Annotated in this window: 9 protein-coding genes and 3 pseudogenes; 8 read left to right on the forward strand and 4 right to left on the reverse strand. The window is 41.1% G+C overall.

Going from position 1 to position 13459, the window contains the following annotated elements; all coding sequences use genetic code 11:
- Nucleotides 1–92: 92 nt before the first annotated feature.
- Nucleotides 93–548: a hypothetical protein gene (locus tag JCM9152_RS21225; protein ID WP_052015582.1), complete on the forward strand. Its 456-nt coding sequence runs from the start codon at nucleotides 93–95 to the stop codon at nucleotides 546–548.
- Nucleotides 545–3586, forward strand: a complete 3042-nt coding sequence (locus JCM9152_RS21230) for a choice-of-anchor I family protein (RefSeq protein ID WP_177318323.1) — start codon at nucleotides 545–547, stop codon at nucleotides 3584–3586. Before JCM9152_RS21225 ends, JCM9152_RS21230 begins: the two co-directional genes overlap by 4 nt.
- 437 nt (nucleotides 3587–4023) lie before the next feature.
- Here JCM9152_RS21230 and JCM9152_RS04705 read toward each other — a convergent pair.
- Nucleotides 4024–5033, reverse strand: a pseudogene (locus tag JCM9152_RS04705) (FecCD family ABC transporter permease).
- Nucleotides 5030–5979, reverse strand: a pseudogene (locus JCM9152_RS04710) (FecCD family ABC transporter permease). Before JCM9152_RS04710 ends, JCM9152_RS04705 begins: the two co-directional pseudogenes overlap by 4 nt.
- Between JCM9152_RS04710 and JCM9152_RS23135 the strand changes: the two are divergent.
- Nucleotides 5879–6088 carry a hypothetical protein gene (locus JCM9152_RS23135; protein ID WP_235715631.1) on the forward strand — a complete coding sequence of 70 codons (210 nt, stop codon included), beginning with the start codon at nucleotides 5879–5881 and terminating at the stop codon, nucleotides 6086–6088. The pseudogene JCM9152_RS04710 and the gene JCM9152_RS23135 sit on opposite strands and share 101 nt — an antisense overlap.
- Before the next feature lie 98 nt (nucleotides 6089–6186).
- On the opposite strand, the gene JCM9152_RS04715 is transcribed toward JCM9152_RS23135, so the two are convergent.
- Both JCM9152_RS04715 and JCM9152_RS04720 read right to left on the reverse strand, forming a co-directional pair.
- Entirely contained in the window at nucleotides 6187–7125 is a 939-nt protein-coding gene (locus JCM9152_RS04715; RefSeq protein ID WP_035341547.1) for an iron-hydroxamate ABC transporter substrate-binding protein, read from the reverse strand.
- Nucleotides 7076–7920: pseudogene (locus JCM9152_RS04720) on the reverse strand (ABC transporter ATP-binding protein). The gene JCM9152_RS04715 and the pseudogene JCM9152_RS04720 overlap by 50 nt, the downstream one beginning before the upstream one ends.
- A gap of 223 nt (nucleotides 7921–8143) precedes the next feature.
- Here JCM9152_RS04720 and JCM9152_RS04725 point away from each other — a divergent pair.
- From JCM9152_RS04725 to JCM9152_RS04745, 5 genes are all read left to right on the forward strand, one after another.
- Nucleotides 8144–9196: an NAD(P)/FAD-dependent oxidoreductase gene (locus JCM9152_RS04725; RefSeq protein WP_035341549.1), complete on the forward strand. Its 1053-nt coding sequence runs from the start codon at nucleotides 8144–8146 to the stop codon at nucleotides 9194–9196.
- A gap of 228 nt (nucleotides 9197–9424) precedes the next feature.
- Nucleotides 9425–10624, forward strand: a complete 1200-nt coding sequence (locus JCM9152_RS04730) for a class I SAM-dependent rRNA methyltransferase (protein WP_035341551.1) — start codon at nucleotides 9425–9427, stop codon at nucleotides 10622–10624.
- A 58-nt stretch (nucleotides 10625–10682) separates the two neighbouring features.
- A complete protein-coding gene (locus JCM9152_RS21235; protein WP_052015586.1) occupies nucleotides 10683–11726 on the forward strand; it encodes a PP2C family protein-serine/threonine phosphatase in 1044 nt (347 codons plus the stop codon).
- Nucleotides 11727–11955: 229 nt separating this feature from the next.
- The gene (locus JCM9152_RS04740) at nucleotides 11956–13146 is read left to right on the forward strand and encodes an MBL fold metallo-hydrolase (RefSeq protein WP_235715624.1); all 1191 of its coding nucleotides are present in this window, start codon (nucleotides 11956–11958) and stop codon (nucleotides 13144–13146) included.
- A gap of 5 nt (nucleotides 13147–13151) precedes the next feature.
- Nucleotides 13152–13424 (forward strand): DUF3006 domain-containing protein, encoded by a 273-nt coding sequence (locus JCM9152_RS04745; protein WP_035341552.1) that lies wholly within the window; start codon nucleotides 13152–13154, stop codon nucleotides 13422–13424.
- The last annotated feature ends 35 nt before the right edge of the window (nucleotides 13425–13459 follow it).

A 13459-nucleotide genomic window follows, 5' to 3' on the forward strand; every position in this document is an offset into this window, starting at 1 on the left:
GTTCAAACTTTACATGAACTTTACGAATTTTATATGTGCTTATTGTTTGTCCATTAAAATTCTTGATGAATAGGAAAAGGAGGACGAGAAACGTGGCTAATTTACGTTTATTTCTTGCAAATATGCTCGTTGTACATCTGTTGCTGTATCCATTATCATCTCAAGTGGTGGCTCTAGATGAAGGTCTGTCACCGACAGAGGAAATACAGCTTGAGCTTATTGGTCGTTATGATAGTGGGGCTGGCTTTAACCAAGGTGGAGCGGAGATTGTTACCTTTGATCGTTACACGAAACAAGCGTTTATTGTTAATGGGGCGCACCATGCGATTGATATTGTGGACCTTTCTACTATTGGTGACAGTAACCTTCAACTAGAAAGGAAAGGTCGTATTCAAGTGAGTGAGCTAGATTTGGGTGCTGGATTTCAAATTGGAGATATTACGAGTGTTGCGATTCATCCTGGTGGCGATTTCATAGCATTTAGTGTACCTGCTGAGCGAGAACGGATCATGGGCGAGTCGTCCTTGCTTATCCCGATGGGGAAGTGATAGCTCACGTTGAAGTAGGAGCGCTACCCGATATGGTGACATTTAGCCCTAACGGTGAAATGATTCTAGTAGCAAATGAAGGTGAGCCGAATGATGCATATACGATTGATCCTGAGGGCTCGGTGACAATTATTGATGTTTCAGATGGCCCTCATGTAACGGAAGAACACGTCATGACTGTTGGGTTTAGTCATTTGAAGGCAGAGCAAATAGATGAACATGTGCGTATCTTTGGTCCGGGGGCAGATGCAGCAAAGGATTTTGAACCTGAGTATATCGTTGTATCACCTGATAGTAAGACCGCTTATGTGGCATTACAAGAAAATAATGCGATTGCGACACTGAACCTAGAAACGAAGCAATTTGATTATGTTCATGGTCTAGGGTTTAAAGATCACTCATTGCTTGGAAATGCGTTAGATGCTTCTGATCGAGATGGGGAGGTAGCGATTAAGCCTTGGCCGGTGCTCGGAATGTATCAGCCGGACGGTATTGATTTACTAGAACGAAATGGGACACGTTATATTGTAACGGCAAATGAAGGGGACGCACGTGACTATGACGGTTTTTCTGAAGAATTAAGAGCGAAGGATGTTCGTCATCAGATTGCTTTAAATGCGGATCATTATCAAGGCTTTTCTCAAGCTGAGCTTGATGAGATGGTGGAAAATGGGTTATTTAATGATGAGCAGCTAGGGCGACTCCGTATTACTTCTGAAATGGGCAAAAATGAGCAAGGTGAATATGAAGCACTTTATAGCTTCGGTGCACGTTCATTTTCCATTTGGGATGCTAGTACAATGGAGCTTGTCTTTGACAGTGGAAGTGAGTTCGAGCGTGTGATTTTGCATTATCTTGGGGAGCGCCATTTTAATGCGAATCACACTGAGAATACTGGGGAAACTCGTAGTGATGATAAGGGGCCAGAGCCTGAGGATGTGAAGGTTGGGGTCATTAACGAACAGTATTATGCGTTTATTGGCTTAGAACGAGTTGGAGGAATTATCGTATATAATGTGACCGATCCACACGATCCAAAGCTTGTGACCTATTATAATAGTCGTGATTTCACGAAGGACCCAGCGAGTGGACAAGCAGGTGATCTCGGAACAGAAGGGCTAATGTTCATTGAGGAAGCTGATAGCCCAACAGGCAAACCGCTATTATTAGCAGCTAATGAAGTGTCGGGAACGATGTCGATCTATGAAGTGTCAACTACCAATGATGAGGAACACAATTTATTTGAGCTGACGATTATGCATACAAATGATACCCATGCTCACTTAGATCAAGTTCCGCGTAGAATCACAGCGATTCGTTCGATTCGTGAAGAAGTGCAACATTCATTGCTGCTTGATGCAGGAGACGTATTTTCGGGGACGCTATTTTTTAATCAATATCTTGGGCAGGCTGACCTTGAATTTATGAATATGGCTAGCTATGATGCAATGGTTCCTGGTAACCATGAGTTTGACAAGGGACCACGAGTGTTAGCTGATTTTATAAAGAATGCATCATTTCCATTTGTAAGTGCGAATATTGATTATAGCCGAGAGCCAGCCTTTAACGACTTGTTTATTGATCAAATAGGAAGTCCAGGGGAAGATGGCCGAGTTTATCCAGCGATTGTTAAAGAGTTTAATGGTGAACGTGTTGGGATTTTTGGTTTGACGACAGAGGATACAGCTTTCATTGCCAATCCTGGTGCTCATATTAAATTTGAAGATTATTTGAAAAAGGCAAAGGAAACGGTACAACGACTTCAAGATGAAGGTGTAAATAAAATTATTGCATTAACGCATCTTGGTTACCGATACGATGAGATATTAGCTAAGCAAGTAGAAGGAATTGATATTGTCGTTGGTGGGCATAGTCATACGTTGCTTGAGGAGCCTGTTGTATTTCATGAATATACTGAACCGACGCTTGTTGTCCAAGCAAAGGAATACGGAGAATTTCTCGGACGTTTAGACGTTGAGTTTGATGATGAAGGTGTCCTTCAGTCATGGCATGGACAATTGATTAAAGTCGATGAGCAAAACGCGGAAGGTCAGTTTACATTTGAAGAGGATTCGATTGCACGTGAACGTTTAGCCGAGCTACAACAGCCGATTGAGGAATTGAAGCAGCAGGTCGTTGGTCAAACTGCTGTGTTTCTTGATGGTGAGCGTGAGCATATTCGGACGCAAGAAACGAATTTAGGAAATTTGATTGCTGATGGTATGCTCGTGAAGGCTCAAGATAGTGTTGATGCACAAATAGCCCTACAAAATTCCGGTGGAATACGTGCATCAATAGCAGAAGGTGCTATTACTTTGGGTGATGTGCTAACGGTGCTACCTTATGCCAATACGTTAGTTACACTTGAATTAACAGGAGAAGAGATCATGGAAGCGTTAGAGTTAAGTGTAAGTTCGATTGAGGATGGGCATGGGCGCTTCTTGCAAGTGGCAGGGCTACGGTTTTACTTTGACAGAAATGAGCCAGCGTTTGCGCGTGTATTTCGCGTAGAAGTCGAAACGGAAAAGGGATATGAACCAATAAAGCTTGATCATACTTATACGGTTGCAACCAATGCATTTGCAGCAGATGGTGGCGATGGCTATACGATGTTTAAGCAAGCGCAAGATGAGGGTAGAATAACGGAGCTCTTTATACCGGATTACGATGTCTTTACGGATTATTTAGATCAAATCGGTACGGTACAGGCTCCTTACGATACAGTAGAAGGGCGTATCGTAGAAGGGGCAGAGGCGGATTTTGATTTTGATAAGGACCCATTACCAGAAACGAAGGATCCTATAGAGGACTCAGATTCAAAAAGCAAAGATGATCCAAAGAAAGAAGGAATACCGGTTGCTGGTGATGGCGGGGAAGATCCTTCAGAGTACAGTGAAGATAATCAATTAGACACTGTGAAAGAAGGGTCGTTACCAAATACAGCAACAAATATGTATAGCTGGTTCATACTAGGTTTGATGTTTGTTATGATGGGAGTATGTGGTTTAATGGTCTATCGTCGAGTACGGATTTCGTGAAATAAGGAACGCTCAAAGTCTTATAACTAAAGACTTCGAGCGTTTCTTCACGTGTGATTCCAGTTAGGGAAGAATCGATGAAGATGTAGGCGATTTCGCAGATGTCGTTGGCTTCGTGCTCTATGTGGTTCCTTATTCCTCTATTTCCTCCCTCGTTCCCTGTTTCATGTCGTTGCGGTTTCTCATTCCTCTATTTTGGCTTTTATGGCTCCTATTGGACTCACTTAGCTTAAATAGCGGAGTGAGGATTACATTTCCTTCTCAGGAAGCGGCTTTTCTCTGATGTAGAGGAATGGGGATTACCTTTGTTGGTTGGCACTGTCAAGCAGGTTCGCAAAAGCTATCGTTCTCGCTTGATACACGCATTTATGAGCTAACCCCAATTAACGGCTCCGCACAATGCTTTTAAGAAAAGACACTATCGCATTTTTCTTAATCTATGATTTCCTAATTAGCAAATAAACAAAATAAGGTGCACCGATTAAGGCTACCATAATACCGACTGGTAGACCATCAGGGTCAATGAGATTCCGACCTATTGTATCGGCTAGAAGGAGAAGCCATCCTCCTAATAATAAAGCAACTGGTAGAAAGAGCTGATTACGTGGTCCAACTAATGCTTTAGCCATATGTGGAGCCATAAGTCCAATAAAGGCAATACCACCAGTTACAGATACGGCAGAAGCAGCAAGAGCAACAGCCGTTAATAATAATAGGATACGTTCCTTTTCAAGTGAGATTCCGACGCCTTTGGCAACATGTTCACCGAGGCTAAGGATGTTGAGACGACTCGCTTTATATAATGTAAAAGGAATCAATAGAATGAGCCAAGGTAGAATTGCCCAAATAAAAGGCCAATCATCTCCCCATATGTTTCCTGCAAGCCAGCGAGCAATGAAATCCACCTTAAAAGGGTCAACCGATGAGAATAAAACAATCATAACGCCCGAGAGCGCCATTGAAAACCCAACTCCAATTAGAACGAGGCGGATAGGCTGAAGCCCTGTTTGACGGCTATAGGAAAATGCATAAATGGCGACAGCTGTTAAGAGCGCGCTCATAAAGGCGATTAATGGTAAGACATATGTGAAGGTTGCTGCATTAATCGGGAAGAATAAATAGAAAATAGCGACGCCTACACCAGCTCCAGAATTAATACCAATTATTCCAGGATCTGCTAAATCATTGCGGGTAATTCCTTGTAGGATGCTCCCGATAAAGCGAGTGCCATTCCTGCTAAAATCGTTACAATAATTCGCGGTAAGCGAATCGAAAAAAAGACAAACTCTTCTTTAAATGTTCCGTGCCCTAAAATAGTTGGAACAATACGATTAAATGAGACAGAGGAATAGCCTAAACCAATTCCAACAAAAGCTGTTAAGAAAATGAGTAACAGTAGAAGGCCAATGAGTAGTCGTTGTCTTTTTATAACTGTTGGATGGATCATGAGAATGCTCTCCCTCCTTTTCGAACGATGAAGAGGAAGAAAGGTAAGCCTAAAATCGATACAATAGCAGCAACCGGTGTTTCATATGGCGCACTAATCGTTCGTGCAGCTATGTCAGCAAGGAGCATGAATGAAGCTCCAAAAATGATAGACATCGGCAAAATGAAGCGATAATCCGTTCCTACGATTGCTCGCACAATATGAGGGATCATTAAACCGATAAAGGCCATGTTGCCCGCAAGCGCTACAGTAGCACCTGCTAGAATGACGATAATGATAAAGAGAACGACCTTAATTTGAGTCGTACGTTGACCGAGACCGACAGCGACCTCTTCATTTAAGCTTAAAATGGTCAGCTGCTTCGATAGAAGAAGAGATAAGAGACACCCTATTAAAACAAAAGGGACAATCACCTCAAGCTGACTCCATGTTGTCCCTACAAGCCCACCGGATGTCCACATCGAAACTTCCTTCGTAATCTTAAAATAGAGACCAATCCCTTCAGCGATCGCTGTTAAAAATGCTGAAACGGCAGCTCCAGCTAAGACAATTCGGAATGGAGAGAAACCTCCGCGCTTCATCGCGCCAATTCCTAACACCATAATCGTTCCAATGGCAGCTCCGATAAAACAGGCAATCATTACACCGAAGTAGTTGGCAGCAGGAATAAACGCAATCGTAACAGCTAAAGCAACATTCGCGCCAGCTGATAAACCGAGCAAACCAGGATCAGCTAGTGGATTTCGAGTCATTCCTTGCATAATCGCACCTGAAACCGCTAGTGCTGCTCCAACGATCATGCAGCGGTGGCACGAGGAAAGCGCATTTCACGAAGCATGGTTAAGGTGGCATCCGCATCAGTTGTCGTTAGGGCTAGCCATACATCACGAACGGTTGTTTCAGCGGCTCCCAATACCATAGCACAAATGAAGACGATGCCAAATATAAGAAGGCTGAATATGAATTTAATTGTGAATGAGAAGGTGGATCGTTGTTTTTTTGTCATAGGCCTCGCTTCGTTTCTCTTAAATATCAGTGATACGATTTATACATGATTAGAAGGAGCTACCTAAACGAACTGTTAAGTAACCCCTTCACGATAGTACTAGAGGCACTGAAAAAGGTTGGTTTTACCTTTTTCGATGCCATTATATTACTGACCTAAAAAGCTTTCGATAAAAAAGTCAAGCTGGAACTCTAGTGTAATAGGATCATTAAAATAGAATTCGGCTGCGTTTGCTTCAAAAACATGACCGTTTTGTACGGCTGGAATATTTTGATACGTTTCTGTTTCCTGGAAGGAGCTATCCTCACCGTCATTACTTAAAATAATAAAGTCCCCTGCATATTCAGGTAACACTTCTGGTGATAATGCATAATAGCCATCAGTTAAAGCTACTTCGGTAACCGCTTCTGGCATGTCAAGCTTCATTTCTTGGTAAAGGATTTCTGTCCCGCGTCCAAAGTTATCACCAAACACATAGAGCTGCTTATCAAAGTTTTCAATGACGGATACAGTTACATCCTCACCGTGTACTTCTTTCACTTCTTCTCCTGCTGCTTCGGCTCTTTGTTTAAAGTCATCAATCCATGCTTGTGCCTCGGCTTCTTTATTTAATAGCTTACCTATCTCTAAGTGCTGTGTTAAATAATCGACTTGTCCATACGTATAAGTCACGGTCGGGGCAATTTCCTCTAGTCGATCGAGGTTATTGTTGGTCGGGGCAGCAATGATTAAATCAGGCTCCAACTCTAAAATTTTCTCAATACTTTCATCTGTTACTTCCTCTACGCCTTCTAAATAAGGAGCATAACGAGGATTGTTCATTGCCCATGTATCGACACCAACTAAGTTAACATCAAGTGCCATGACGCTACCAACGTTAAAGGAAGCAAGGACAACGACTCGTTCAGGGTTAGCGGGTACCTCAATAGGCCCATTTTCCGACTCATATGTAATCGTTTCGTCGTCAGTTGTTTCGGTTTGTTCGTTTGTTTCATCTGTATCAATCGGTTCAGATGTTGCACTGTTGCAGGCGCTACTAATAATCGCCACTGACAGCAGAATAAATAAGATTAGGTGCTTTTTCATCAGGTGATTCTCCTTTGATTAAGTTATACGTTATGCACATCGGTTTGTTTGTTCGTGGATCTCGTCCTATTTCAGCATCAATTTGAAAGACTTCACGAAGAACGTTCGATTGAATGACCTCTTCACAATGACCGGCTTTTACGACGACGCCATCCTTTAAGGCAATCATATAATCAGCAAAACGTGCTGCTTGATTAAGGTCATGGAGAACCATCACAATCGTTCGTCCTTCTTCTTTATTTAAGCGTTGTAACAGCTCAAGAACTTCGAGCTGATGAGCCATATCAAGGTAGGTCGTTGGTTCATCTAAGAAAATAATTTCCGTTTCCTGAGCAAGTGCCATGCAATCCATACACGTTGCCGTTGACCACCTGATAGAGCATCGACTGACCGATACTTGAATTCACTCGTACCGGTTACCTCTAGTGCCCAATCTATTACCTTATAATCTCGTTTTGTTAAGCGACCAAACCCCTTTTGATGAGGAAAGCGACCATAAGAAACAAGTTCTCCTACAGTTAAACCACTAGCGCTTTCAGGCGTTTGAGGTAAAATAGCCATTTTCTTTGCAAGAGTCTTGGTCGGTACTTGGGCGATGGGTTTCCCATCGAGAATGGCATTACCCCCTTGGTGAGCAATAATTCTCGTAATGGCTTTAAGAAACGTTGATTTCCCACATCCATTTGGTCCGATAATAGTTGTGATCTGTTGATCAGGAATGCTAACACTGATCCCTTTCACAATGGGCTGTTCTCCGTAACCAACCTGAATGTTATTTGTAAATAGGCGAGTCATGATTTGCCTCCTTATCGACAAGTTAATGATAATGATTCTCGATTTCGATTATGAGAATACTATAAAATTAAAACAACCCTTATGTCAATAGTATTTTTTGAGAGTCAGATACTTTTATTGTGAAGAAAATAAAAGTTCGGTAATTTTTTATTGTATTTTAGCGGTATGTGGAGTATAGTTTAATGAGAATGATAATCATTTATTAAAAGTAGGAGTGGTCATAGTGGAACACCAAAACGTATACGATGTTACGATTATTGGAGGCGGACCTGCGGGGCTTTACTCGGCATTTTATAGTGGGCTTCGTGGGATGAAAACGAAAATCATCGAATTTCAGCCGTTTTTAGGTGGGAAAGTACATGTGTATCCAGAGAAAATGATCTGGGATATTAGTGGATTAACTCCTATTACAGGGCAAGCGCTTATTGATCAGCTCGTTAAGCAGGGGATGACGTTTGATCCTACTGTCGTATTAAATGAAAAGGTTGAATCGATCTCCAAGGATGAGAATGGAGTCTTTGTATTAAAAGGAAGTTCAGGAGAACAGCATATATCAAAGACAGTTATTGTAGCGGTCGGATCGGGGATATTAAAGCCACAGAAGCTAGAGATTGAAGGGGCTGAACGGTTCGAAGTCACAAACCTACATTATACAGTAAAGTCACTTAAGCAATTTAAGGATCGTACCGTGATCATTTCAGGTGGAGGTAATTCAGCAATCGATTGGGCCAATGAACTAGAGCCTATTGCGAAAAAGGTATACTTAACGTATCGCAAAGGAGAGCTGAAGGGGCATGAGGCGCAAGTCAATCAACTACTAAATAGTTCGGTTTCTTGCCTGCTCCATACGTCGATTACTAAGCTAATTGCTAACTCAAGTACCGATCTCGTTGAAAAGGTAGAAGTGACAAATCATGAAGAAGAACGAACACGTCATATTGAAGTGGACGACATTATTATTAACCATGGTTATGAACGTGACTCATCCTTATTGGAAAATAGTACATTAAATATTGAAATGGAAGAAGATTTCTATATAAAAGGCAATACGAATAGTGAATCTTCCATACCGGGGATGTATGCGGCTGGAGATATTTTAAAGCATGACGGAAAGCTGCATTTGATTGCAGGTGCTTTCCAGGATGCGGCTAATGCAGTTAATCAGGCGAAGCAATTTATTGATCCTAAAGCGAAGGCGGCGGCGATGGTATCCTCTCATAATGATGTGTTTAAGGAAAGAAATCGCGAGTTAGTGAAGGCAATGGTAGGAAAGTAAAAAGGAAAGGTGTTTCAATGGGGGAACCTGATGAGACATCTTTTTTTGTGTTCACATAATTTCAATCAACGAAGATGTGAAATTGCAAAAAATTAGGATGTGACGAACATATTAGAGCTATCACATGTTAAGGTCATAATAACAGCGAATCCATCATCTTGAAAAAGGTGATTATAGTGAACAATGTGATATACTGTAACTAGTAAATTCACACGTTAGGATGAGAAGATGAACAAAGAAAACAGCTGTTTAGTGGCTTCTTCTTTTATAAAAAAATATAAAGCAGGCTATCCGCTCATTACGGATGAAACGATTCAGGCTAACTCATTAAGAGAGGAGGGAATGGTATTTCGCCTTGTTGATGAATCGAATGAATTTATTGCGCGAGCATATTATGGTAAGCAAAATAAAGGAATCGGTTGGGTGTTAACGTATGATGAGCAGGAAGTGATAGACGAAGCCTACTTTATTCGCAAATTTCAAGCTGCTTTTCAACAGCGAAAATCGCTATTTCGTGACCTAGAAACGACGGCGTTCCGTTTATTTCATGCAGAAGGAGACGGAATTGGTGGTCTAACGATTGACTACTTTGCTGGTTTCCTTTTGATTAACTGGTACAGTCAAGGGATCTATTCTTTCAAGAAGCCAATACTCAAAGCATTAGAGGAAACAATAGAATATCGAGGAATTTATCAGAAGAAGCGCTTTGATCAAGGAGGAAAGTATGTAGAGGAGGATGATTATGTAGTCGGAGAAAGAGGGGCGTTTCCTCTTATCGTGAAGGAAAATGGGGTTCAATATGCGGTGTATTTAAATGAAGGTGCAATGGTCGGGGTCTTTCTCGATCAGCGTGATGTTAGACGAACGTTACGTGATCACTATACTGACGGTAAGACGGTGTTAAATACATTTTCCTATACAGGTGCCTTTTCAGTAGCCGCTGCCCTTGGAGGAGCGACGAAAACGACAAGTGTTGATTTAGCTAATCGAAGCTTAAGAAAGACGATTGAGCAGTTCAGTGTGAATGGGTTGGATTATGAGGCACATGACATTATTGTTGAGGATGTCTTTCATTATTTTAAATATGCGGTAAAGAAGGAGCTAACCTTTGATGTTGTTATTTTAGATCCCCCTAGCTTTGCCCGTTCAAAGAAACATACGTTTAGGGCGGGAAAGGATTATCCAAGCCTTTTAAAGCAAGCGATTGCGATTACAGCGGATGATGGACTCATTGTTGCCTCGACAAATTGCGCCCAATTTCAAATGAAGCGTTTTAAGGCATTTATTGATCAAGCCTTTAAAGAGACTGGGGTTACGTATCAAATTGTAGAAGAGTTCTCATTACCACAAGACTTTAAGACGACGAAATCATTTAAAGACGGTAACTATTTGAAGGTTGTGTTTATTCGTAAACAGACATTAAAGTAGGGAGGCGATTAAAACTGTACAATTAAATAAACCCTTTTATCAGCATGTCATTAATTCAATGGCCCATCAGGTTGCTATCATTGATCAGGATGGTTGGATCATTGCGACAAATGAAGAATGGGATCGTTTCTGCCAAATGAATGGTGGACGGATGGATGATTGTGGAGTTGGTAGCCAATATTTAGAGGTTTCTGGCAAAGAAGTTCAGTTAGGGATTATGTCCGTATTACAAGGTAAAAAGAAAATGTTTCGTTATGAGTATCCTTGTCACTCTCCAAATGAAATGCGATGGTTTGCGATGGTTGTTACTCCTTTGAAACAGCTACCTGACCCATTACAAATGGAAGGTGCGGTTATAACCCATTTAAATATAACCGATCGTAAACGATTAGAAATGCAACAGAGCAAGGATTTTGCATTAGCACAAGCGATTCAAAAAAGTGTATTAGTTCCACCGATCGAAAATGAAAATATAATGATTAACGCTCTTCTGCGACCTTCTCAACATTTATCAGGGGACCTTTATTCCTGGTACCAAATTGATGAACGTCACTATGGTGTGATTTTGCTAGATATAATGGGACAAGGAGTAGCTTCAAGTTTAATTAGCATGTCGTTACGTGCTTTGCTCCCTGGAATCATTCGTCGAGTGAGTGATCCAGAACGAGTATATGCTGAGTTAAATAAGCACTTTCACTCATTATTTCGTTCGGTCATTCATTCTAAGCATTATTTTTGTACTGGAATCTATTTGTATATTGATGTCGAGCAAAAGTCGATTCAGTATTTTAATGCGGGACATCCATCAGGAATTCTTGTTGGTGATGGAAGAAATCATTTGTTGAAGCAAACGATAACCCCTATTGGCTTAAGTGAAGATATGGAGTTAGTAACAGATCAAGTTCAATATGAAAAGGGTGATCAATTAGCTATATTTACCGATGGTGTGGCAGGTACATTGAGGATGACCGTTCGAGAAAGCGAGCACTATATGCTAACGATTGCTGATCAATTACATCCAACTAAGTTAGAAGAACTAAGTAAGGGAATATTTGCAGGCGAACAAGCGGATGATATTGCGATTGTATCGATTAAGTTATGATTCTGACATAGATAAGAGCCTCCCTCATGTGACCTACCTATCCGTACTAGACTAAGTGGGGATGAAAGGGCACAAAAAAGTAAAAATTAAACTTTTTTTGTGCCCTGGGTTGTTCAAGCTTCTTTTTTTTTGATCAAATTCCCCTAACCTAAGAAAAGATGTTTTCATTAGAAGGTAAATCAGTAAAGAATTATTCGTAAGCAATGAAATAGTAGAGGGTGACAGCTTAGTGTATACATATGTGTTGAAACGGTTAGCAGTATTTTCGATCATTATCCTAGTTGGATGTGGTCAGGTAGATCAAGGTCAGCCAAGTGATGATGTTGAAATAGATATAAATGCAGATCATGAATATAAGGAAGAAGATCATGCTGAGCGTGTAGAAGAAGGTTTAGAACCGTTAAAGGTGCATTTTATTGATGTTGGTCAGGCTGATGCGACGTTATTTGAGTATTCAGTTGATGGAGAGGAATACCGAATTTTGTTCGATGCAGGTCATTGGATGGAGGAGGACCTTCTTCATTATTTACAAGCAAATGATATTGAACATATTGATATTATGGTGGGCTCTCATCCGCATTCCGACCATATTGGACAGATGGATTTGATCTTAGAGACAATGGACGTATCTGAGGTATGGATGTCGGGTGATGTGACGACCTCACAAACATTTTTAAGGGTGATTGAAGCGGTGGAAGCGAGTGATGCTGATTATCATGAGCCACGTGCAGGTGAAGTGTATGATGTTGGACCGTTAGAAATTGAAATCTTAAATCCAGATCAGTTGACCGGTGATGTGCATGAAGGATCGATTGGGGCTATGTTTACATATGGCGATACACGATTTGTGTTAACTGGAGATGCAGAAAAGCAGACAGAGGAAGCCATGATCAAAAGAGGCTATGATTTAGATGCTGATGTGTTGAAGCTAGGTCATCATGGTTCAAGTACATCAACCATTCCTGCTTTCCTCCAAGCGGTGAATCCCGCAATAGCCATTATATCAGCAGGGGAGGATAATCAATATGGTCATCCGCACAGAGAAGTAGTAGAACGAGTAGCTGATGCCAAAGTAGAGATGTATGCGACGTTTGTGCATGGAACGATTGTGGTTGAATCGGATGGAGAAACGTTACAAATAAGAACAGAAAGAGAAGGGTACATGGATCCTAGCAATCAACAACTAACTGAGATTGATGAGGAGCCACTAGAAGAACAAGCAGTAGAAAGTGATTGTATAAATATTAACGAAGCAACGATTGAATTACTACAAGAGATTAATCATATTGGAGAGGAACGTGCTGAAACGTTAATTGAGCTTAGGCCATTTGAGTCAATGGAAGATTTAATACGTATAAATGGTATTGGGGATGGACGATTAGCCGATATTATCAATGAGGGAATTGCTTGTGTGAGGTGATGTATATGACGATACGAGCTGTTATTGATCGAATAGTTGATGGCGATAAAGCTGTTTTGTTAGTGGAGGAGCAGAAGAAGGAGTTTACTGTCCGACAAGAACAGTTGCCAGCTGCAGCGAAGGAAGGTACGTGGCTTTTATTAACGGTTGAAAATGAGCAAATCGTTCAGATTTCTATTGATACCAAAATGACAAATAGAATGGAAGATAAGGTAGGAGCCACATTAAAGAGATTGCGACAAAAGCGTAACGGTAGTCGATTTAAAAGAAAAGAATAAAAAGGATACCGAAAAAGTTTGGTTTCTAACTTTTT

This window comes from Halalkalibacter hemicellulosilyticusJCM 9152 (genome assembly GCF_000513115.1).
Lineage (GTDB): Bacteria > Bacillota > Bacilli > Bacillales > Bacillaceae_D > Halalkalibacter > Halalkalibacter hemicellulosilyticus.

Bases quoted from the DNA above. Each gene is read 5' to 3' on its own strand.
- JCM9152_RS04715 (WP_035341547.1), bottom strand. From the start codon at position 7,125: ATGAAAAAGCACCTAATCTTATTTATTCTGCTGTCAGTGGCGATTATT.
- JCM9152_RS04730 (WP_035341551.1), top strand. From the start codon at position 9,425: ATGAACAAAGAAAACAGCTGTTTAGTGGCTTCTTCTTTTATAAAAAAA.
- JCM9152_RS21235 (WP_052015586.1), top strand. From the start codon at position 10,683: ATGGCCCATCAGGTTGCTATCATTGATCAGGATGGTTGGATCATTGCG.
- JCM9152_RS04745 (WP_035341552.1), top strand. From the start codon at position 13,152: ATGACGATACGAGCTGTTATTGATCGAATAGTTGATGGCGATAAAGCT.